Annotated in this window: 22 protein-coding genes; 11 read left to right on the top strand and 11 right to left on the bottom strand. The window is 33.2% G+C overall.

From position 1 onward, the window contains the following. Positions 1-18 precede the first annotated feature (18 nt). Positions 19-651, top strand: coding sequence for a ribosome biogenesis GTP-binding protein YihA/YsxC (gene yihA / locus GR162_RS03900; protein ID WP_160781057.1), 633 nt, complete (start codon positions 19-21; stop codon positions 649-651). An 86-nt stretch (positions 652-737) separates the two neighbouring features. Here yihA and gldC read toward each other — a convergent pair whose 3' ends face one another. Next, positions 738-1,070, bottom strand: coding sequence for a gliding motility protein GldC (gene gldC / locus GR162_RS03895; RefSeq protein WP_008467164.1), 333 nt, complete (start codon positions 1,068-1,070; stop codon positions 738-740). Beyond that, positions 1,070-2,026 carry a gliding motility lipoprotein GldB gene (gene gldB / locus GR162_RS03890; RefSeq protein ID WP_160781056.1) on the bottom strand — a complete coding sequence of 319 codons (957 nt, stop codon included), beginning with the start codon at positions 2,024-2,026 and terminating at the stop codon, positions 1,070-1,072. Before gldB ends, gldC begins: the two co-directional genes overlap by 1 nt. Positions 2,027-2,125: 99 nt before the next feature. Here gldB and nadE point away from each other — a divergent pair, with 99 nt between their 5' ends. Both nadE and GR162_RS03880 read left to right on the top strand, forming a co-directional pair. Next, the gene (nadE, locus tag GR162_RS03885) at positions 2,126-2,932 is read left to right on the top strand and encodes an NAD(+) synthase (RefSeq protein WP_008467168.1); all 807 of its coding nucleotides are present in this window, start codon (positions 2,126-2,128) and stop codon (positions 2,930-2,932) included. Positions 2,933-3,024: 92 nt separating this feature from the next. Next, a complete protein-coding gene (locus GR162_RS03880) occupies positions 3,025-3,654 on the top strand; it encodes a response regulator transcription factor (RefSeq protein ID WP_008467169.1) in 630 nt (209 codons plus the stop codon). Positions 3,655-3,749: 95 nt separating this feature from the next. Here the strand turns inward: GR162_RS03880 and dnaG are convergent, their stop codons facing one another. The 5 genes from dnaG to GR162_RS03855 all read right to left on the bottom strand — a co-directional run bounded on the left by dnaG (position 3,750) and on the right by GR162_RS03855 (position 9,527). Beyond that, positions 3,750-5,822: a DNA primase gene (gene dnaG / locus GR162_RS03875; protein WP_160781055.1), complete on the bottom strand. Its 2,073-nt coding sequence runs from the start codon at positions 5,820-5,822 to the stop codon at positions 3,750-3,752. 128 nt (positions 5,823-5,950) lie between these two features. Next, positions 5,951-6,979 (bottom strand): hypothetical protein, encoded by a 1,029-nt coding sequence (locus GR162_RS03870; protein ID WP_160781054.1) that lies wholly within the window; start codon positions 6,977-6,979, stop codon positions 5,951-5,953. Positions 6,980-7,060: 81 nt separating this feature from the next. After that, the gene (locus tag GR162_RS03865) at positions 7,061-7,804 is read right to left on the bottom strand and encodes a hypothetical protein (RefSeq protein ID WP_160781053.1); all 744 of its coding nucleotides are present in this window, start codon (positions 7,802-7,804) and stop codon (positions 7,061-7,063) included. Further along, positions 7,791-8,351 carry an RNA polymerase sigma factor gene (locus GR162_RS03860; protein WP_160781052.1) on the bottom strand — a complete coding sequence of 187 codons (561 nt, stop codon included), beginning with the start codon at positions 8,349-8,351 and terminating at the stop codon, positions 7,791-7,793. The genes GR162_RS03865 and GR162_RS03860 overlap by 14 nt, the downstream gene beginning before the upstream one ends. 198 nt (positions 8,352-8,549) lie before the next feature. After that, positions 8,550-9,527: a polyprenyl synthetase family protein gene (locus tag GR162_RS03855; protein WP_160781051.1), complete on the bottom strand. Its 978-nt coding sequence runs from the start codon at positions 9,525-9,527 to the stop codon at positions 8,550-8,552. Between the two features lie 159 nt (positions 9,528-9,686). Between GR162_RS03855 and GR162_RS03850 the strand changes: the two genes are divergently transcribed. Next, entirely contained in the window at positions 9,687-10,550 is an 864-nt protein-coding gene (locus tag GR162_RS03850; RefSeq protein ID WP_160781050.1) for a hypothetical protein, read from the top strand. Between the two features lie 167 nt (positions 10,551-10,717). On the opposite strand, the gene rlmN is transcribed toward GR162_RS03850, so the two are convergent. After that, entirely contained in the window at positions 10,718-11,761 is a 1,044-nt protein-coding gene (rlmN, locus tag GR162_RS03845; protein WP_160781049.1) for a 23S rRNA (adenine(2503)-C(2))-methyltransferase RlmN, read from the bottom strand. Positions 11,762-12,121: 360 nt separating this feature from the next. On the opposite strand from rlmN, the gene GR162_RS03840 reads away from it, so the two are divergent. The 7 genes from GR162_RS03840 to GR162_RS03810 all read left to right on the top strand — a co-directional run bounded on the left by GR162_RS03840 (position 12,122) and on the right by GR162_RS03810 (position 17,625). Beyond that, the gene (locus tag GR162_RS03840) at positions 12,122-12,682 is read left to right on the top strand and encodes a YceI family protein (protein WP_160781048.1); all 561 of its coding nucleotides are present in this window, start codon (positions 12,122-12,124) and stop codon (positions 12,680-12,682) included. 292 nt (positions 12,683-12,974) lie between these two features. Further along, positions 12,975-13,544, top strand: a complete 570-nt coding sequence (locus GR162_RS03835) for a YceI family protein (RefSeq protein ID WP_237421277.1) — start codon at positions 12,975-12,977, stop codon at positions 13,542-13,544. 5 nt (positions 13,545-13,549) lie between these two features. Continuing rightward, on the top strand, positions 13,550-15,001 hold the full coding sequence (locus tag GR162_RS03830; RefSeq protein ID WP_066032706.1) for a hypothetical protein: 1,452 nt from the start codon (positions 13,550-13,552) through the stop codon (positions 14,999-15,001). A gap of 11 nt (positions 15,002-15,012) precedes the next feature. After that, positions 15,013-15,564, top strand: coding sequence for a hypothetical protein (locus GR162_RS03825; protein ID WP_066032707.1), 552 nt, complete (start codon positions 15,013-15,015; stop codon positions 15,562-15,564). A gap of 178 nt (positions 15,565-15,742) precedes the next feature. Continuing rightward, entirely contained in the window at positions 15,743-16,108 is a 366-nt protein-coding gene (locus GR162_RS03820; protein ID WP_008467188.1) for a hypothetical protein, read from the top strand. A 111-nt stretch (positions 16,109-16,219) separates the two neighbouring features. Beyond that, complete coding sequence (locus GR162_RS03815) at positions 16,220-16,861, top strand: O-methyltransferase (RefSeq protein ID WP_160781046.1); 642 nt, start codon at positions 16,220-16,222, stop codon at positions 16,859-16,861. A 44-nt stretch (positions 16,862-16,905) separates the two neighbouring features. Beyond that, entirely contained in the window at positions 16,906-17,625 is a 720-nt protein-coding gene (locus GR162_RS03810) for a phytanoyl-CoA dioxygenase family protein (RefSeq protein ID WP_160781045.1), read from the top strand. A 186-nt stretch (positions 17,626-17,811) separates the two neighbouring features. Here the strand turns inward: GR162_RS03810 and GR162_RS03805 are convergent, their stop codons facing one another. The 3 genes from GR162_RS03805 to GR162_RS03795 form a co-directional block, all read right to left on the bottom strand. Beyond that, entirely contained in the window at positions 17,812-18,375 is a 564-nt protein-coding gene (locus GR162_RS03805) for a phosphatase PAP2 family protein (RefSeq protein ID WP_160781044.1), read from the bottom strand. Continuing rightward, positions 18,375-18,722 carry a twin-arginine translocase TatA/TatE family subunit gene (locus GR162_RS03800; protein ID WP_160781043.1) on the bottom strand — a complete coding sequence of 116 codons (348 nt, stop codon included), beginning with the start codon at positions 18,720-18,722 and terminating at the stop codon, positions 18,375-18,377. Before GR162_RS03800 ends, GR162_RS03805 begins: the two co-directional genes overlap by 1 nt. 153 nt (positions 18,723-18,875) lie before the next feature. Beyond that, on the bottom strand, positions 18,876-21,119 hold the full coding sequence (locus GR162_RS03795; RefSeq protein ID WP_160781042.1) for a M1 family metallopeptidase: 2,244 nt from the start codon (positions 21,117-21,119) through the stop codon (positions 18,876-18,878). Positions 21,120-21,148 lie beyond the last annotated feature (29 nt).

Raw genomic sequence — 21,148 nt, 5'->3', positions numbered from 1 at the left:
GTTTTAAAACGAAGGAATATGAAAATTAATACCGCCGAATTTATTGTCAGCAATTCTGACGCATCAAAATGTCCGAAGGATTTTTTGCCCGAATATGCTTTTATAGGAAGATCAAACGTAGGTAAGTCATCTTTAATCAATATGCTTACCAACAATAAAAACTTAGCAAAAACATCTGCAAGACCAGGAAAAACACAATTAATCAATCATTTCAAAATCAACAACAATTGGTTTTTAGTCGATTTACCAGGTTACGGATACGCTAAGGTTTCAAAAAAAACAAAATCAATTTTCCAGAAGTTCATTACAGATTATTTTGAAAACAGAGAACAATTAGTTTGTGCTTTTGTTTTAATTGACATTCGTCACGAAGCGCAGAATATTGACATTGAATTCATGTCTTATATGGGAGAGAGCGAAATTCCGTTTTGTATTATTTTTACTAAAGCAGACAAAATCGGTAAGACAAAAATAGATTCCCATATTGCAGCATACAAAAAACAGATGTTTGCCAACAATTGGGCCGAAATGCCACAATATTTTATAACCTCATCTACAGAATCTATCGGAAAAGAGGAGCTTTTGTCTTATATCGACGAAGTAAACCAAGAGGTTTTTAAAAACAACAGCGGATTTTTAAATTCGATTTAAGAAGCTAAATTCCAATAAAAAAATCCCAAATTCCAAAGCAGTAAAATTGGAATTTGGGATTTTTTATTTATTAGAACTTTAAAATTTTATTTTGTCAATTCTAGTTTTTCTGCAAAGTAATCGCAGAAATCTTTCATGGTATCAGACATTTTTTCATCATCTGTTGCACGCTTGAAAGTGTCAGACATAGCCACTAAAGTCTGGTGGAAGAAAATTTTCATTTCGTCTACCGGCATATCTTTTGTCCACAAATCGATACGCATGGTTTCTTTTGCTTTGCTATCCCAAATTGATAGCATTATTGCTTTTGCTTCTTCAGCTTGAACTCCACCGTCCTGCGCACTCCATGTTAGTTTTTCCGGAACGCGGTTTTCGTCCAATTCTATATTAAATTTAATCTCTGAGTTTATATTTGCCATTATTTCTTAGGTTTATATTTTGATTTTTCGAAGATTTCTTTTGGCTCAAGCTTAAATAACTCAGCCAAAGAAACATCACTATTATTTTTCATGTAAGAACGTATCATCTGCCAGCCAATCCAAGCTCCCACTCGCCCTGGAGAATCGTTATCAATTTCCAAAAAGAATTTAGAAAAAGGTGCTGGAGCTATAAATCGTGCCTTCAATTTCGGATCTTCATTGTAAAGCATTTCATTTTCTATAAAATAGCGCCACATATAGGCTTCATTTTCTTCACACCATTTTATTTGCTCTGGTGTATAACCTATTTTTTCAGCGTCTGTATATTCAGGAATCAGTAAATCTTTTGCGTAAAGCTGCTTCCCTTCAAAAATCATTTGAGCCACAAAACTCTTATCTATAGAATTTGGAATATTTCGATACGAAAAACTAGAAACCACATCTGGCATAATCTGTCTTTCTTCAAAGTTCTCTTTTAAGTAATTTGGGAACTCATAAAATTTATGATTTTTCCCTAAATATAATTCCAAAGCTACAACTACGAGACTGTCTGCATAAATTGATTTCGCATTATAATCCATTTCTCCAATAACAGTAATTACCTTCGGAATTCTCGTTTTAGGAAAATAATATTTTACATGCTGAAAAAGCTCATTAAACTCTTGGCGAACAGGTTCAAAATTGCTGTATTTTTTCTGAACTTCTTCGTAAACTTCTCTCCAGATCGGATCATTCATTTTTTGAATCCAAACATTATCGTCATTACCAGGAAAGAAATACGGATATTCTTTTTTTATTTTTGGAAGATCTTGCGGTTTAGTTTCAAAAAACACCTTATCAAATCGTTCTACTTTAATATCAACAGGAATTTCTTCTACTTCTTTTTCAACCTTACTTTTTTGGTTGCAAGACAAAAAAAACAGGCACAGAACCACTGCAAAGCGATAAATTTTCATTTTATTTTAATTAGATTTGTGTTATCAGAATTTTAAGCAGTTGCATACTCAAAATAATTCTGCAAATATACATCCCTGCATCTTAAAACTTAAACTATTATGGCTAAAAAAAGCACAATTCAGACAGAAAAGGTAAATACGCACATTGTAGAGTGGTTAAAAAATTACGCTACTAATGCAAAAGTAAACGGTTTTGTAATTGGAATCTCGGGAGGTGTAGATTCTGCAGTAACTTCAACTTTATGCGCACAGACAGGACTGAAAGTTTTATGCGTCGAAATGCCAATTCATCAGGCAGAAAGTCAAGTTAATAGAGCGAAAGAACATATTGAACAGCTTAAGAGACGTTTCCCAAATGTTTCTGAGGTTCAAACTGATTTGACAGGAGTTTTTGAATCTTTCAAAAGCGCTGTTCCATCAACAGAAGATACTGCAAAAGTAAATTTAGCTTTAGCCAATACTCGTGCTCGTCTTAGAATGACATCTTTATATTATTTAGCGGGACTTCATGGTTTATTGGTTGCTGGAACCGGAAACAAAGTAGAAGATTTTGGCGTTGGTTTTTACACAAAATATGGAGATGGCGGCGTAGATTTGAGTCCGATTGCTGATTTAATGAAATCTGATGTATACGCTTTAGGAGAATTTTTGCAAATTCCGCAATCAATTTTAACAGCTGCACCTACTGATGGATTATTTGGCGATAATCGTACCGATGAAGACCAATTGGGAGCAAGTTATGATGAACTAGAATGGGCAATGTTGGCCGCGGAGTCAGGAAAGACGGCATCTGACTTTGAAGGGAGAGAAAAATCTGTCTTTGAAATTTATAAACGATTAAACACCAGCAACAAGCATAAAATGGATCCAATTCCAGTTTGTTTGATACCAAAAACGTTAAAATAACACATTTTAACATTCTCTGCGAGTTATTACAGAATTTATTTATTAATTTTACCGTTCCAAAAACATGAACAATTCTAAAAAAGGTAAAAATTATGATTAAAGTATGTCTAGCAGACAATCATCCTGTGACGCACTTTGGCGTTAAGTCTTATTTCAAAGACCACGATCAAATTTCAATTGTTGCCAACGTAGGCAATTTTTCAATGGTTAGAGATATTCTTCAAACGAAGGAAATCGATATTCTAATCTTAGATTTAGAATTAGAAGGTCTTTCAAGTATCTTCGAAATTAAATCAATCCTGAAAAATTTCCCAAAAACAAAAATTGTTATTTTCAGTGATCTTGCTGAGCAAATGTATGCTCCAAATGCAATTAAAGCAGGAGTTTCTGGGTATGTACACAAAACAGAAAAACTTGAAACATTAGGTCATTCTATTATTAAAGTACACGAAGGAAAAATTATCATCAACGAAACAGTACGCAAAAACATGGCACTTATCGCTAAACAAAGTAAAAGCGAGCGTCTGTACAGAAAACTTTCTAACCGAGAGATCGAAGTTTTACGTTACTTAAGTGATGGTAAGAAAAACAATGAAATCTCTAAAATCTTAAATCTGAACGAAAAAACGATCAGTACTTACAAACTAAGATTATTAACAAAATTAAATGTTACTAATTTAGTTGACTTAGTAAACAAAGCTAAGACTTTAGAAATTATTTAATTACAAAATCGATTAGCTTAAAATTTAAACTAATCAAAACTTTATAAAAACTCTATCTTTTTTGATTAATCAGATTAGATAGAGTTTTTCTCTTTTTAGTGATAAGGCACCACTACTCGGCCTAATTTTTTCGAAAAATTATTCAGCAGTTTAGAATAATCGATCACCATACTTAAAATTTCTGAATTATCTTCTTGCGGATTGGTCAAAAGAGAATTCTTTAATTCTGCGATAATTCCAGACACCAAATACCATCTCATAGAAAATATCGTATCAGAAACATTCTGTTCTATGGTTTCGCTTTTATGTTTTGGAAAAATATTCTGCCCTTCCCAATTATGAATGGTCAGTCTTTCATCTTCCATTAAAATATTGGTCACCTCTTGCGCAAATTCAGGCTCAAGATGCATCAAATATTTATCTAAACTAAAAGTCTCATTCTGATTGTAAAAAGCAATAATGTTATTGTAAATATTCTGAAACAAGGTATTCGACAGTTCTACCTCATCTTCTTGAAGACTCAAATATATTTTTTCAAAAACTTTATATTGTCTCTTCTCCGAAACTTCTTTTACATTCCCTTCTTCATCTGCCTTTAAGTACACATCCTCAAAACTCTCTACAACACTGCCATATAATAGTAAAATCTCAATGATTTTCCTTTCAAAACCATATAAAATATCTACTTTTTGAGTTTGCCCTTGCGGATAATATCCTGGATCTCCTGGATAATCATAACCTTCTGGCGGACCTGTTCTCAGATCTTCTGGATCTCCCCCTGAAAATGTCCCCGCTTGCGGAGGCTGATTTCTAACCACCTCAAAAGGTCTTTGTTCCTGCTTCTGCTTTTTATTGGCGTCAGCTATATCTTTCTGAATCAGCTGTGCTAAAGTGCTCGTCAAGACCTGCTCCGAAATATCCATAATTCGGGCACATTCCTGAATATAAACTTCACGCTGAATACGGTCTGGTATTTTTGAAATACTTCCAACCATATCACGAATCAGCTCAGCCTTTTTTATTGGGTCGTTTTTAGCTTCGCCCATCAGAATCGAAGCCTTAAATTGTATAAAATCTTTACTATTGCTTTCTAAGTAGGCAACTAAATCGTCATGCGAATTTTTACGGGCAAAACTGTCTGGATCTTCTCCGTCAGGAAAAGAACAAACTCGCACATTCATTCCTTCTTCCAGAATCAAATCGATTCCTCTGATAGAAGCTCTTAAACCAGCTGCATCTCCATCAAAAAGAACAGTGATATTTCGCGTCAGACGGTTGATCAAACGAATCTGATCTGGAGTTAATGCTGTTCCAGATGAAGCCACAACGTTTTCGATTCCAGCCTGATTAAACTGAATCACATCGGTATAACCTTCAACCAAATAACAATTGTTTTGTTTGGCTATAGATTGTTTTGCGTGATAAATTCCGTAAAGCACTTTACTTTTATGGTAAATGTCACTTTCTGGCGAATTGAGATATTTTGCTGCTTTTTTATCGTTGGTTAAAATACGCCCTCCAAAACCTAGAACACGTCCCGACATACTTTGAATCGGGAACATTACACGCCCTTTAAATCGGTCAAAAGGACGATCTTCTCGTGGAATTGTTAGACCAGTACTTTCTAAAAATTCTAATTTATAGCCCTTTCCTAATGCCTCTTTGGTAAAAGCATCCCAAGTTTCTGGCGAATATCCCAGATTAAACTTTTTAATAGTCTCGTTGGTAAATCCTCTTTCTTTAAAATATGACAAACCAATTGCTTTCCCTTCTTCGGAATTCAACAAAACATCCTGAAAATACTTTGAAGCAAATTCAGAAACCAAATACATACTTTCGCGAATATCTGTATTGGCTTTTTCTGCTTCTGTCTGTTCAGTTTCTTCAATTTCGATATTGTACTTTTTAGCTAAATATCGAATGGCTTCTGGATAGGTAAAATGAGAATGCTCCATCAGGAAGGCCACAGAATTTCCTCCTTTTCCAGAACTAAAATCTTTCCAGATTCCTTTTGCAGGCGAAACCATGAACGAAGGAGAACGCTCATCAGAGAATGGACTCAAACCTTTAAAATTACTCCCTGCTCGTTTTAAATTGACAAAATCGCCAATAACCTCCTCTACTCGAGCAGTTTCAAAAACAGCGTCAATGGTGCTTTGTGAAATCAAAGTGTATTAAAATTTTAAAAGTTGAGAGCTAGCAAAAATACGCAAATCTTGTTGGAATTTTAGTCATTTTAAATCAAAAAAGCATCTTAAATAAGATGCTTTTTTCACTAACTAAACGACCAGTAATTTTAGTTCAAATCTACACGAAGTCCTAACGAAATGCTATTCTCTTTTACTAGATTATTCTGAAATAATGGGTTTAAATCGTATTTAAAGTATAAACTCAATTCTCTATAACCGATATACGAACTCAGACCGTAAATAAAATTATTTACATTGTAATCGCCTTTTATAGTAGTTTTGTATTTTAAATCTTCTTCTTCAAATTTTAAAATCTGTTTTGATTTTACGTTAATTCCCGCATAACCCCCAATTCCGAAACGGAAACTTTTATGGGTTTTAAAATACGTTTTCCCGTCGCGTTCTATTGGTCTTGTAAAATCAAATTCTAAGTGCACAGGCGCAACCAGATACACATTTCTAAAACGAGACTCAGTTAAATGAACTGGATTTTCAACCAGATTTGTCTGTTCGCCATCTACCACAAAACTTTTGTTATTTGTTGGACGTATATTGTTGTACATTAACGAAAGTCCGTATTTGGCATGAAGCAGATTATCATTTTTCATCAGTCTTGAATTATATGTAAATCCCCATTCGTAAAAATGCGATCCCATAAATTTATAATTTGAGTCCTGAAGTTTTCCGTCGACCATCATATTATTTAATCCCATTGCAAATACGAATTGAGATGTTGTTCTCTTTTCACTGCGAATAGAATCTTTATGATGGCTATATGACTTCCAGCGAATCATGTACACCTTTGCGGAATCTTCTTTTATTTTTCCGTCTACTTTTTTCTGAACCAAATCATTTAACTCATTTTGGGCCAGAGTCACTTTTTCTTCAATAATCACAGCTCTTGCTTCCGCCAGTTCTTTTTTGCGCTTGTCGGCTTGTTCTTGGGTAATTTTCCCTTCAGATAACTGAACATTTACAGCTTCAACCTCTTCTTTTAAAGCTTCTTTTTCCTCTTTGGTAATTTTTTCTATTTTATTAGCAATTCTTTTTGCTTCAGATTCAAATGTCTCTTGCCCTACTACTTTACTTACTACTAAAAAAAAGAAAAGTATAAGATAAATGGTAAAATTTCTCATGATTGATTGTTTTAAATTGATTGAATATTTGATTGATGATGATTTTTTAATTATTAATTATAAATGGTGAATTGTGAATTCTCACTCTTGTTGATTTCTATTAGACAAAGCGACTTTAACTTCTTGAAGATTTTTATTCACTTTCGTGATTACTTTTTCTCTAAAAGAAAGTTCCAATTCGCCATCTACCTGATTAAGCAAATCGTTGGCATTGATTTTTACTTTTGCTTTTTTGGTCTGATTTTGAGCTACAACTTTATTTTCGGCTGTTTCTAATAACTGATCGACATTTTCCTTTTTTGAAGTTTCAGCAATTTGAGTTTGATTGTTTACTGATTGTTTTGCTTGATTGTTTTTGATGATGATTGAAGACTCCGCTACTTGATTTGATACATTTTTAATGGTTTTATTTGAGATTTGTCCCGAAGCTTCGGAATTAGTTCTTTCTTCTTTATTTACTATTTTTTCTGAAGTTTTTTCAGCAATTACAGTTTCTGTTTTGACTGAATCAGTATTTTTTACAATAGGCTCTACATTACTTTCTTTTTTGTATTCTGTTTCTTTTTCTACAATTACTGTTTCTGGCGCTGCAACTGATTTTTTATTTTGATTGAAAAACAGTGTTCCAATCAATAAAAACCCAACTAGACTAGCCGCAATAAACAGCCATTTTCTTTTTGATTTTTTCGATTCGAGTTTAATAGGCTCTTTCTCTTCTGCTATACTCAACATCGCATCCAATCGATCCCAGGCGTTGTTGCTTGGTTCAATTTCGCGTTGATTTAGTTTTTCACGGAAATCCTTTTCAAATTTATTCGGTTCCATTATCTTGTCTTTTTAAAATAGTAATTTGTGCTTGCAGCATTTTTCTAGCGTGCGATAATTGCGATTTTGATGTCCCTTCATTAATGCCTAACATCTTAGCAATTTCATTGTGTTTGTAACCTTCAATCGCATATAAATTAAAAACCATTTTGTAGCCATCCGGCAAAGCGTCAATTAAATACTGAATCTGTTCTACGGTAAACTGGCTGTCAATTTCATTAAAGCTTTCTTCGACAAAAAATTCATCTTCAGCAAATTTTACTTTTTTCTGAACTCTTAAATACGAAATACATTCGTTGACCATAATCCTTCGAATCCAGCCTTCAAAACTTCCTTTATGCTCAAAGTTTTTCAAATTTGTAAACACTTTCATGAAAGCCGTTATCATTACATCTTCTGCCAATTGAATGTCCTTTATATATTGACGACATACACTTAACATTTTCGAAGAATACTTACCATAAATCTGCTGTTGTGCCTGACGATTGTTCTCGACAGCCAACTTTATGATTTTGGTTTCTTCTTGATGTAATGGTATAATTTTCATTAATACGCTTTCGGTTTTGGTTTTAGAAACAGACTTCTATTAGCATAGACGATTGTCGATTTGAAATGGTTGCATGGGATTGAAAAAAATTCCAAAAAATAAATTCCAAATTCCAACCACAAGCAATACAAGACTGATTTACAAAGAAGTAAAACAATTATCTAATTGGCAAATTTTCTAATTATCTAATTAAAAAAATTATTTTTTTCTTTCAATAACATAATTTACCATTAAGGTAAGTGCCGCTTTGAACTCAGAATCTGGATAATTTTCTAGAAGAGAAAGTGCTTCCTGCTGGAATTGCACCATTTTGTTTTCGGCGTAAGCCAAACCATTATTATTTTTTACAAAGGCAATCACTTCTTTTACGCGTTTTTTGTCTTTGTTGTGGTTTTTGATGGAGTTTATCAGCCACTTTTTTTCTTGCGGAGTGCAAGTATTTAAAACATGAATTAATGGCAATGTCATTTTTTGCTCCTTAATATCTATTCCGGTTGGTTTTCCGATTGCTTCTTCGCTGTAATCAAATAAATCGTCTTTGATTTGAAATGCCATTCCGATCAGCTCACCGAACTTTCGCATGTTTTCGACTTGAATATCATCTTCTATTACGGCTTTCGCGCCAAGCGCACAACAAGCTGCAATAAGGGTCGCCGTTTTCTTTCTGATGATTTCGTAGTAAACATCTTCGGTAATATCAAGTCTTCTTGCTTTTTCTATTTGAAGCAATTCTCCTTCGCTCATCTCGCGAACAGCTACGGAAATAATTCTCAACAAATCGAAATCACCATTGTCAATAGAAAGCAATAAACCTTTAGACAATAAATAATCTCCAACCAAAACAGCGATTTTGTTTTTCCAAAGTGCATTGATTGAGAAAAATCCACGACGGCGATTACTATCGTCAACCACGTCATCGTGTACTAAAGTTGCGGTGTGGATAAGCTCAATTACTGAAGCTCCACGGTACGTTCTTTCGTTTACACTACCGCCAGAAACCATTTTTGCAGTAAGAAAAACAAACATCGGACGCATTTGTTTTCCCTTGCGGTTTACGATATAATAAGTAATTCGGTTTAATAACGCAACCTTAGAAGTCATCGATTCATGGAACTTTTTCTCGAAAAGTTCCATCTCGTTAAAAATAGGCTGCTTTATTTGAGACGTAATATTCATTTAGGCTCCAAATATACTATTTTAAATAAAAATACGTTGTGTATTTTAGGTTAGGATTTTAATATTTTACATCATAATCTAAAAACACCCTCCAAAAATAGCTCTAACTAATACTGATTTGAATTCATTAACTAAAAAAGAACCCAAAACTATTTATTTATGAAAACAAAATTTTTATTAATTGGAACATGTATAATTACATTGTCTTTTTTCATTAGCTGTAATTCTGATGAAAAAACAAATGACGGATCAACAGCTGCGATTACAAACGACGAAATTATAGCTAATGCTAAAATTGATGCTTCTGTCGAAGACGTTACTAATATTGCTGAAGATCAATTTAGTGCTCAGCTTAACATAAATTCAAAACCTAGTGGACCAATAAAAAGTTTCCTTCCAAGCTGTGCCACAATCACTACCGTTTTAACCAATAATACTTGGACAAAAACCGTAGATTTTGGTGTTGAAGGCTGTACACTTAATAATGGAAATACCGTAAAAGGAAAAATGGTTGTTTCTTTTTCAAACGATTTTAGCTCTTCTACCCAAACCATCAGCTATACGTTTGAAGGTTTTTATCATAATGGCAGAAAACTTCAAGGAAGCAAAAGCATTGTAAGAACGATTAAAGAAACCAATATATTAGTAACCCCACACCCAGTTTCAACGGCTTCGATAGATTTAACGATTACTTTTGATGATAGAAAAATATATACCAGAAAAGGTAGTTTGGTAAAAGAAATGACTTCTGGTTATGATACTTGGTTTGATTGGGATGATAATGTTTTTGTTGTTACAGGAAGCGGTTCGACCACTTTCCCTAACGGAGATACTTTTTCGGCAGAAATCACAACACCATTAGAATTTAATGCTTCATGCAGAAAATCTTTTGCGGTAAAAGGAATCGTTTCTATTACTAAAAATGGCGCTTCGGCAACTATTGATTATGGAGACGGAGAATGTGATACTTTAGCAAAAGTAACCAAAGACGGAGTTACAGAAGAAATAGACTTGAAAAAATAACCATCCTTTTTGTCCAAAAAAAAGCATTAAGAACATGATAAATCTTGTTGTTAATGCTTTTTTGTTTAAAAACCTACGAAATGTCCCTATGGGACATATGTACGATTGTCAATATTTTTTTTCTACCGATCAGATATTCCTAGCGGAGTATATTTTGGTGAATATTTTTATGCTTCTTTGTTGGCTAGCTGCCCGCAAGCTGCGTCAATGTCTTTTCCTCGGCTTCTTCTTACTTTTACCACCACGCCAATATTTTCTAGAGCTTTTATATATGCCATAATAGATTCTTCTGAAGCTTGCTGAAATTCGCCATCATCAATCGGATTATATTCAATCAAATTGACTTTACAAGGCACATATTTACAGAATTTAACCAAAGCATCAACCGAAGCTTTATCGTCGTTGATTCCTTTCCAAACTACGTATTCGTACGAAACCTTGCTTTTTGTTTTTTTATACCAATATTCCAAAGCTTCTCTCAAATCTTTTAAAGGGAAGTTTTTGCTGAAAGGCATAATTCGGGCACGCGTTTCGTCTATAGCTGAATGCAGTGAAACTGCCAGTTTAAACTTCACATCGTCATCTGCCATTTTTTTGATCATTTTCGGAATTCCTGAAGTCGAAACCATAATTCTTTTCGGAGACATTCCTAAACCTTCTTCTGAAGTAATCATATCAATTGCCTTAATGACATTATTATAATTCATTAGAGGTTCTCCCATTCCCATAAAAACGATGTTTGAAAGCGGGTGATTGTAATATAAACGGCTTTCTTTATCTATAGCCAGAACCTGATCATATATTTCGCCTGGTTCTAGATTTCTCATTCTTTTTAATCTTGCTGTAGCACAGAAATTGCAATCTAAACTGCAACCAACTTGACTAGAAACACAGGCAGTAGTTCTTGTTTCTGTCGGAATTAAAACCGATTCAACTACAAGTCCATCATGAAGCCGAACGGCATTTTTTACTGTCCCGTCGCTACTTTTCTGCATGGTATCAACTTTAATATGGTTGATTACAAAATTGTTTTCAAGCATTGATCTTGTAGCTTTTGCTACGTTTGTCATGTCTTCAAAACTGTGAGCGCCTTTGCTCCATAACCACTCATAAACCTGATTTCCGCGGAAAGCTTTATCTCCATTTTCAACAAAAAAATCGCGAAGCTGTTCTTTTGATAAGGCTCGTATGTCTTTTTTCTCCATTTGCATGCTGCAAAGTTAATCACTTTTGTCATTTTTTGTTTGGTTTTTACATTCATTCTTAATTAAACCTCAAAAAAAGCTGGTCAAAAAATAATATCGATACTTTTTACAAAGAAACGCAAGAAACTAACAAGCAAATAGTTAGCCCTGACTTTCATTTTATAAAAATTAAATCCTTAGCAATAACAAGACTTTGCACTCTTTACTATAGCAATTTAATAAAGCTTTAGCCATGATTTTTATCATTTCTTTTCCTTCATGCGCGCGATAATTTTGGTCTAAGAAATAAGGATAGTTTTCATTCTCTAACCACTAATTGAATTTTAAAGCTTCCTTATTTAAATGATTAACCTATACTTTATCAACATGAAAACAATTCAATCCTTTTTACTTACAGTAATTTTTACAACAATTTCATTACAAACAAATGCTCAAAAAAATTATATAGTAGCTGCAAATTCAACTTTTGAAGTAGCAGGAACTTCTACTGTACACGACTGGGTAATGAAATCTACAGAAGGAACAGGAACTGCCAATCTAATGGTCAAGGATGCTAAACTAGCTGGAATAAATAGTTTGACTGTATCCTTATTGGCAGAAAGTCTAAAAAGCTACAAGGAAAGCATGGACAAAGTGGCTTATGAAGCCATGGATACCGAAACGCACAAATACATTGAGTATGTTTTAAAATCTGCAGAAAAGGTTGATGAAACAACTTGGAACCTAACTGGCATTTACACGATTGCAGGCGTAAGCAAAGAATACAAAACACAGGTGAAAGTAACTACTAACAAAGGAAGCTTCATTTTGCAAGGTTCAAATCAAATCACTTTTGGCGATTTTGAAATGACACCTCCGAAAGCTGCTTTGGGTGTTGTAAAAGCAGGAAAAGATCTAACTGTAATCTTCAATATCATCTTAAGCTAAATTTTGATGTTAAAAACATCCTTTTTTAACATTTTAAGTCTTGGAATTAAATGTTAAAAAAAATCAATTCAACAAAATTAAACCTCTCATTTTGCTTAAATGATCAATTCTATAGAAAATGAAAACGTTGTAGTTATTAAATATCTATTTAATAAAATTTTAACAATGATTTTTATCATGTATAAAGCTGATTTATAGAAGGATCTTTGATTCAAGTTAAAACAACATTCTTAGTACTAAATAGAAACTGGCCGATTATTAACTTATTTTTTATAATATAAACATGACAAAAATGAAAACAAATACATTAAAATTATTCGCCTTTATAGCAGCATTTTTAGGAATTAGCTCTTTTGCAACAGCACAAAAATCATATGCTTTAGATAACAAATCAACTTTTTCTGTTGCCGGTACTTCTACGCTTCATGACTGGGAAATGAAATCAACTTCTGGAGCTGGAACAGCAACTTTAAATATTGCTAACGGAAAACTAATAGACATCGACGCTTTGACAGTAACTCTTTTAGCAGAAAGTGTAAAAAGCGAGAAAAAAAGCATGGATAAAGTGGCTTACGAAACTTTGAAAACGGACAAAAACAAAAACATTAAGTATGTTTTAAAATCTGCTGAAAAAGTAAATGAAACAACTTGGGAACTTACAGGAACTTACACCATTGCTGGAGTTAGCAAAGTTTACAAAACTTCTGTAAAAACAACGGTTACAAAAGAGGGTTTAAACCTTCAGGGAACCAACAAAATCACTTTTACAGATTTCGGAATGAAATCTCCAACAGCAATGCTTGGAACAATAAGAACAGGTCAAGACCTAACTATAAAATTCAATTTAAACTTTAATTTATAAACGCCATGAAGAAAATTTATATTCTATTCGTCACATTAATCAGCACATTTGCTGTTCAGGCACAGGTCAGTTTTGGAAACATGCAAAATCAAATCTCTAGAGGAAAAGACGGTATCAACGTTTTCGATGTACAAAAAGATACTAGAGAATTTAAAGGTCTTAGTATTGACCTTGGTGGTGCATTCAACATGGATTTTCAAGCAACAAATTCATTCAACGACCAGCCTAATAACATTACGACCACAACTACTACAGCTACGGGTACTACCACTAGATCAATTACAGGATATCGTTTAATGAATACTGAAAACAATTTTACTCTTCCTGCTGCTGATATGTATATTGGAGCTCAATTGTTTGATGGAGTAAGAGTAAACTTAGATGTTTATTTAGCTTCTAGACATCACAATGATTCTTATGTAAAAGGTGGATACTTACAAATTGACAAGCTAGACTTCATCAAAAAAGACTTCTTGGCTGATTTTATGAAATATGCTACCATTAAAATTGGACAAATGGAGAACAATTTTGGTGACGCTCACTTTAGAGGTTCTGATAATGGTAATACAATCAGAAATGCATTTGTTGGAAACAACATCATGTATTCTTTCACTACAGAGATGGGTATGGAGGTTTACTACAACAGAAATGGATTGGTTAGCATGTTAGGTGTTACAAACGGTAATTTAAATCAAAGTAATGAACAAGTTTTTTATACTACTGGACCTAACACAAACACCACACATAGTCCTTCAATCTTAGCTAAATTGGGTTATGATAAACAGCTTAATGAAGATTTAAGAGTAAGATTGACTGGTTCTTATTACCATAATGCAAATCTTGGTAACGCAAACATATATGCAGCTAACAGATCAGGATTTGGTTATTGGGGTATATTGAATAATAACGCTTATAAAAATACTATTACGAAGACCGATGCTAATGGTACTGTTATTTCTACAACTACTACTGATGTTCCTACTAGTTTCAGTAAAACATCTACTCCAGAGGCAACGTTCAACCCTAACTTCAAAAATTGGGCTACTACATATATGATTAACCCTTTTGTAAAATACAAAGGACTTGAATTCTTCGGAACAATCGAATTGGCTTCAGGGGGAGATAAAGCTGGAAGTGATGATAAACGTACTGCTAATCAATATGCTTCAGAGCTTATTTACAGATTTGGAAACACTGAACAATTCTATATCGGAGGAAAATACAATACCGTATCTGGAAAATTATCGAATGCTGACGCTAAAAAGGTTACCGTAGATAAATTTGAAGCAAGCGCTGGCTGGTTTATGACTAAAAACATTTTAGCGAAATTAAACTACGTTAATCAAAAATATAAAGATTATTCACAATTTACTGGAGATCCAGCTACTGGAAATCTAAACAACTTTTATGGAGGTAAATTTGAAGGTTTAGTATTCGAAGCAACAATTGCATTCTAATATAAAAACAAATGAAAACAAGATTTTCAATCTTAATTATGGGTTTAGTAGTTTTCTTTTTCTTAGGAAGTGCTAAACCCACTTTTTTTCCAGAAGATACAGCTGTGGCAATCAATAAAATAAAAATAGAAATCACAGGTCTATCAACTGTGGGTAAATACAATTGCTCAAACACTTTTACTGTAAAGGATACTGTTTACGTAAATTCAATTAAAAAAAATACTTTTAATACCGACATCAAAATGTCAAACTTTGATTGTGGCAATAAAATAATGACGAAAGATTTACAAGGAACAGTAAAAGTGAAAAAATTCCCCAACAGCACAGTTTGCATAAGTGACATTAAGCCAATTGGAAAAAATTACAAATGCAGGTTAAATTTCTTCATAACTGATAAAACACTAAAATACAAAGACTTCATATTATACAACACTGACGACAAAATTCAAGGAACTCTTAGTTTGAAATTCTCTGATATCGATTTGGAACCACCAGTAAAAATGGCTGGATTAATTAAAGTAAAAGACGATATTGTTATTAATTTCAGCTTATACAAAAACTAATATTTTTCTTCTAAAAAAATTAATGCTCAACATCATAATTTCAAAATTTTGGCACAAGAATTGTCTAGCTCTTAAAAGAAAAATAATCTTACAAAGAGCTCAATCATTTTAAAATTTGTAACTTTATTTTTCAGCCATTTAACCTTTAAGTTTTATCAACCTAAAAAAAATTGAAATTATGAAAAAACAAATTTTGAGTTTAGCTGTAATTGCTTTATTAGCATTCGCTGTTCAATCATGCGAGAAAAAAGAAAACAAACCTGCAGAAGATGAATTAACGCTTGGAAACAAAGTTGATTCTTTAACAACAGATATTAAAGAAGTAAAAGACAGCGCAGTAAGTAAAGCAGAAAGCGCTGCTACTAAAGCAAAAGACGCTACAGAAAATGCAGCAAACGATGTAAAAGATGCTACTAAAAAAGCGGCTAATGATGTAGAAGCAGCAGCTAAAAAAGGAGCTGAGAAAGTAGAAAATGCCGCAAAAGCTGCAAAAGACGGAACCGTAAAAACAGCTAAAGAAGTAAATGAAGCTTTGAAAAAATAAAATTTCATAGTAATCCAAACAGAAACCATTCGCAAAACGGATGGTTTTTTTATGCCAATTCGCAAGCAGATATTTTTGTATTTTTGTCTTCAAATTACAAGATACTACAACATGCATTTTATATCTCAAGAATTAGAAGACTACATCGAACAGCATTCTGAAAATGAACCGGAATTGCTGGCGAAACTGAATAAAGAAACTTACCAGAAAATACTTTTGCCAAGAATGTTGAGCGGCCATTTTCAAGGCCGTGTTTTAAGTATGCTTTCAAAACTAATTCACCCGGTCAATATTCTTGAAATCGGAACTTACACAGGTTACGCTGCTTTATGTTTATGCGAAGGAATGCAGGAAAACGGGCAATTGCATACCATTGATATCAAAGAAGAATTAGTCGATTTTCAGCGAAAGTATTTTGACGCATCGCCTTGGGGAAAACAAATTTTTCAGCATTTAGGGGAAGCCGTAAACATTATTCCAGATTTAGACCTGAAATTTGATTTGGTTTTTATTGATGCCGACAAAGAAAACTACCTGAACTATTGGGAAATGATTGTTCCAAAAATGAATAAAGGCGGTATTATCTTATCGGATAATGTTTTATGGAGCGGAAAAATTCTGGAACCAGTACATCCAAATGATGTCAGTACAAAAGTGCTTTTAGAGTACAATCAGCTTTTAAAAGATGATCCTAGAGTAGAGACTGTTTTATTGCCAATTCGTGATGGATTGACGGTTAGTCGTGTTCTATAATTTTTTAGATTCTAAAGTTCTATTCAGATTTTAAACATTTTATAATGATTCACTCAAAACAAATTGATAGCGAAGGATTTTCAATAATTAATAATGTTTTTACAGAAAATGAAATTGAAAATCTAATTTCATTGATTGACAATAAAACCAAAAATGATTCTGATAATTCGACTTTTAGAAAATCTGAAGATTTGTTTGCCCTTAGACAATTCCATAAAGAAGTTCCAGAAACTCTTCCTTTTATTTTTAATGAAAAGCTACAGAACATTATAGAGTCTATTTTCGGTAAAGGCTTTTTTATAACAAAATCAATTTATTTTGACAAACCAGAAAAATCAAATTGGTTTGTAGCCTATCATCAAGATTTAACGATTTCTGTTGATCAAAAAATTGAAATAGAAAATTTTGAAAACTGGACGGTAAAACAAAATCAATTTGCAGTTCAGCCACCTACAGAAATATTAGAAAACAATTTTACAATTAGAATTCATATTGACAAAACTACTAAAAACAATGGCGCTTTAAAAGTGATCAATAATTCACATTCAAAAGGAATTTTGCGAATTGAAAATCTGGATTTTGAAAAAGAAAAAGAAACAATTTGTGAAGTCGAAAAAGGTGGCATTATGATTATGAAACCGTTATTATTTCACGCATCAAATAAAACCACAAACAACGAACGCAGAAGAGTAATTCATATTGAATTTAGCAAACAACAGCTTCCAAATGGCTTGGAATGGAGTGAAAAAACAATTCTAAATTAGTTTTCATAGTTGCTAAGTTTTTAATCTAAAAAAGGCTTTAACCAAATACCTTCTTGTATTTTGGCTAAAGCCTTTTCAATTTTTAGAACCATCAGCTAAAGCTGGATGCAACTCAAAAATATATTTTAATTCAGTTCAAAAAACTTTGATTCTATAAACTTAGCAACTTAGCATCTTAAAAAAAAACTATCCCGGAAAATACTGCGGTTTCAGTTTTCTATAAACTAAATAAAGTAAAAATCCGAAAAGAGCGCCAAAGAAATACCCCGTAAGGATATCACCTGGATAATGCAATCCTAAATAAATTCGGCTATAAGCAAAGATTAAAGGCCACAAAAATAGCAAACCAAAATATTTGAAATAGCGTTTTAAAATCAAAAACAAGAATGTTGCAACCGCCATAGTATTCGCTGCATGCCCAGAAAAAAAGCTATATGATTTTCTAACTTGAACCACTCGAATGATGGAGTTTACTTCAGGATCATTACATGGTCGTAACCGCTGAAAAGTATGTTTGAACAAATTACAGGTTTGATCTGTAAAAGCAATTAAAACAGCTACAAAAAGTAATAAATACAGGGTTTGTTTCCCTCCTATTTTTTTATAAATAAGATAGAATAGCAATAAGAAAAATGGCGTCCAATAAAACTGATTGGTAATAATAAGCCATAATTTATCGTATGTCTCAGAGCCTAATCCGTTAAGAAAGATTAAAAGATCTTTATCTAATTCCTGTATTTTTTCAAGCATTACATTTGGCGTTTTATAGGTCCAGAAAGAGTGTCAATATCTTCTTTTACTTTTTCGATTTCAGTTGTGGTATCTCCTAAAAGATTTCCTGTATCTCCAAGTAAATTTGATTTTGCGTTATTAATTTCTGCATTGATATTTCCAGTAATATCATTCAGAGATTTAGAATCAAGACCATTTGCCTCTGCTCCTTTCTGAATTTCACTTTTAATATCATTGGTTGCATTTTTTAATTGAGCCATAGCTTTACCCATTGTACGCGCGATTTCAGGCACCTTATCAGAACCAAAAAGCATTAGCACTATAAACAGTATAAAAACTAATTCTCCTCCTCCTATACCAAACATAACTTTTAATTTTGTAGTGGCAAAGATATTAAATTTTGCAGCTTAGAGTTTTAAAATTAACTTAAAAAGTCCTTGAAAATGCATTTAATTAAAATAAAAAAGCTCATCAAGCATTTATAAACCTGATGAGCTTTTTATAAGTTTTTAATTTATTTAGTCAAATTTTGACTTTGTTTCTGCTTTTGGCCAAGAGTTATTGGTTACATCAATATCAGCCGTTAGCAATTGCGGGTCAATTTGAATACTCTTAATTGCTTTTGTTGTAGCATATACTTTTCTAGCCGTATCATTACTTTTTCTCCAGATTTGCGCTGGATATTTGTAATTATCTTTAGAACCATCTTCGTAAGTAATCTCAACTAAAATCGGCATAATCATTCCGCCTGGTTTGTTAAATTCAACTTCGTAGAAATACTTAGGAGATTTGATACTTGCTTTTTCTTCAGCTGTAAAAGTCTGATCTACATAATCTGCTAAAGTTTTAAAATCGTCTACTTTTAAAGCTTTTTTCTTAGAATCGCTTACTTCTGCATTATCTCCAGAAACCAAATAAACAAAAGGTCCTTTTTCGAATCCAAAACGTCCTTTTCTAACTTTTACATCTTTAATATCTGTCGTCGGAGTATCTGAAACATAATATTGTTTTACATCTTTAATTCCGATATCTACGAAATCTGTTGAGTAGAACCAACCTCTCCAGAACCAATCTAAATCTACTGCCGAAGCATCTTCCATTGTTCTAAAGAAATCTTCTGGAGTTGGGTGCTTAAACTTCCATCTGTTTGCATACGTTTTAAATGCATGGTCGAATAATTCTCTTCCCATAACTACTTCTCTTAAAATATTAAGACCTGTAGCTGGTTTTCCGTAAGCGTTATTTCCAAATTGGTGAATCGTTTCAGAGTTTGACATAATTGGCTCTAAAAACTTTTGATCACCGCTCATGTAAGGAACAATATTTTTTGCCGGTCCTCTCCTTGAAGGAAAATTAGAATCTAATTCTTGCTCTGCCAAATATTCTAAAAATGAATTTAAACCTTCATCCATCCAAGTCCATTGGCGCTCGTCAGAGTTCACAATCATTGGGAAGAAAGTGTGTCCAACTTCGTGGATAATAACACCAATCATTCCGTTTTTAACTTCTCTGCTCGTTACGCCATTTTCGTCAGGACGTCCATAGTTCCAGCAAATCATTGGATATTCCATACCTTGATCTTCTGCAGAAACTGAAACTGCTTTTGGATAAGGATAATCAAAAGTATGAGAAGAATAGCTTTTTAGAGTATGAGCCACAACCATTGTAGAAGTCTCTCCCCAAAGCGGGTTTGCTTCTTTTGGATAAACAGACTCTGCCATAACAGTTCTGTTTCCAATTTTCACAGCCATTGCATCGTAAATGAATTTTCTTGAAGAAGCAATTCCGAAATCACGAACATTTTTAGCACTGAATTTCCAAGTTTTCTTCTTTTCAGAAAAACCTTTTTCAGCTGCTTCTGCTTCTGCCTGCGTTACAATAACTACAGGTTTATCAAATGATTTTTGTGCTTGCTCGTATCTTTTTACCTGTTCAGCAGTAAATACTTCGCTTCTGTTCATTAATTCTCCCGTTGCGTCGATCACGTGATCTGCAGGAACAGTAATATTTACATCAAAATTTCCGAAAGGAAGAGCAAACTCTCCGCTTCCCCAAAACTGCATGTTCTGCCATCCTTCAACATCATTGTAAACTGCCATTCTTGGGTAGAATTGAGCAATCACGTATAATTTATTGCCGTCTTTCTCGAATAATTCATATCCTGAACGACCGCCCTCTTTTCTGTAATTATTGATATTGTACCACCATTTGATAGAGAATGAAATTTTTTCTCCTGGTTTTAAAGGCGAAGTCAAATTAATACGCATCATAGTTTCGTTGATCGTATAAGACATTGGACTTCCTTTAGCATCTTTAACTTGCTCAATATTAAAACCACGCTCTAAATCTTTTTTCAAATATTTAGAAGAAAAACCATCAAGCGGTAAAACTTGACTAATTTTATCACTTTCTGCTAATGAAGTCTGCGTATTTGCTTTCGCTTGATTTTGATCTAATTGCACCCATAAATATTCCAGACTATCTGGTGAATTATTAGTATAGGTAATGGTTTCGGATCCGCTTAATTTTGAATTTTTATCATCCAGTTCAACATCGATTTTGTAATCTGCTTGCTGTTGGTAATAAGCAGGTCCTGGAGCTCCAGAAGCTGTACGAAACATATTTGGCGTCGCCAGTAAATCATACATTTGGCTAAACTTGTTTGTGTCGTACTTTCCTTGTTGTTTGGCAGGGGCTGTTACTGGTTTATCCTGCGCCACTAACATTGCAGGAAAAAGCAATAATAATGAAAGTTTTTTCATAAAAATTTAATGGTAATTTCTTTTGGCTG

Source organism: Flavobacterium sp. HBTb2-11-1, from assembly GCF_009826975.1.
Taxonomy (GTDB): domain Bacteria; phylum Bacteroidota; class Bacteroidia; order Flavobacteriales; family Flavobacteriaceae; genus Flavobacterium.
Note: the sequence above shows the minus strand (reverse complement) of the source record. Positions and strands in the feature narration are given on the sequence as shown.

Coding starts and splice junctions, on each gene's coding strand:
- GR162_RS03855 (WP_160781051.1), bottom strand. CDS start 9,527: ATGAATATTACGTCTCAAATAAAGCAGCCTATTTTTAACGAGATGGAA.
- GR162_RS03860 (WP_160781052.1), bottom strand. CDS start 8,351: ATGAAAATTATACCATTACATCAAGAAGAAACCAAAATCATAAAGTTG.
- GR162_RS03880 (WP_008467169.1), top strand. CDS start 3,025: ATGATTAAAGTATGTCTAGCAGACAATCATCCTGTGACGCACTTTGGC.
- yihA (WP_160781057.1), top strand. CDS start 19: ATGAAAATTAATACCGCCGAATTTATTGTCAGCAATTCTGACGCATCA.
- GR162_RS03830 (WP_066032706.1), top strand. CDS start 13,550: ATGAAGAAAATTTATATTCTATTCGTCACATTAATCAGCACATTTGCT.
- GR162_RS03800 (WP_160781043.1), bottom strand. CDS start 18,722: ATGTTTGGTATAGGAGGAGGAGAATTAGTTTTTATACTGTTTATAGTG.
- GR162_RS03840 (WP_160781048.1), top strand. CDS start 12,122: ATGAAAACAATTCAATCCTTTTTACTTACAGTAATTTTTACAACAATT.
- GR162_RS03850 (WP_160781050.1), top strand. CDS start 9,687: ATGAAAACAAAATTTTTATTAATTGGAACATGTATAATTACATTGTCT.
- gldC (WP_008467164.1), bottom strand. CDS start 1,070: ATGGCAAATATAAACTCAGAGATTAAATTTAATATAGAATTGGACGAA.
- nadE (WP_008467168.1), top strand. CDS start 2,126: ATGGCTAAAAAAAGCACAATTCAGACAGAAAAGGTAAATACGCACATT.
- GR162_RS03820 (WP_008467188.1), top strand. CDS start 15,743: ATGAAAAAACAAATTTTGAGTTTAGCTGTAATTGCTTTATTAGCATTC.
- GR162_RS03825 (WP_066032707.1), top strand. CDS start 15,013: ATGAAAACAAGATTTTCAATCTTAATTATGGGTTTAGTAGTTTTCTTT.
- rlmN (WP_160781049.1), bottom strand. CDS start 11,761: ATGCAAATGGAGAAAAAAGACATACGAGCCTTATCAAAAGAACAGCTT.
- GR162_RS03835 (WP_237421277.1), top strand. CDS start 12,975: ATGAAAACAAATACATTAAAATTATTCGCCTTTATAGCAGCATTTTTA.
- GR162_RS03865 (WP_160781053.1), bottom strand. CDS start 7,804: ATGGAACCGAATAAATTTGAAAAGGATTTCCGTGAAAAACTAAATCAA.
- GR162_RS03870 (WP_160781054.1), bottom strand. CDS start 6,979: ATGAGAAATTTTACCATTTATCTTATACTTTTCTTTTTTTTAGTAGTA.
- gldB (WP_160781056.1), bottom strand. CDS start 2,026: ATGAAAATTTATCGCTTTGCAGTGGTTCTGTGCCTGTTTTTTTTGTCT.
- GR162_RS03810 (WP_160781045.1), top strand. CDS start 16,906: ATGATTCACTCAAAACAAATTGATAGCGAAGGATTTTCAATAATTAAT.
- GR162_RS03795 (WP_160781042.1), bottom strand. CDS start 21,119: ATGAAAAAACTTTCATTATTATTGCTTTTTCCTGCAATGTTAGTGGCG.
- GR162_RS03805 (WP_160781044.1), bottom strand. CDS start 18,375: ATGCTTGAAAAAATACAGGAATTAGATAAAGATCTTTTAATCTTTCTT.
- GR162_RS03815 (WP_160781046.1), top strand. CDS start 16,220: ATGCATTTTATATCTCAAGAATTAGAAGACTACATCGAACAGCATTCT.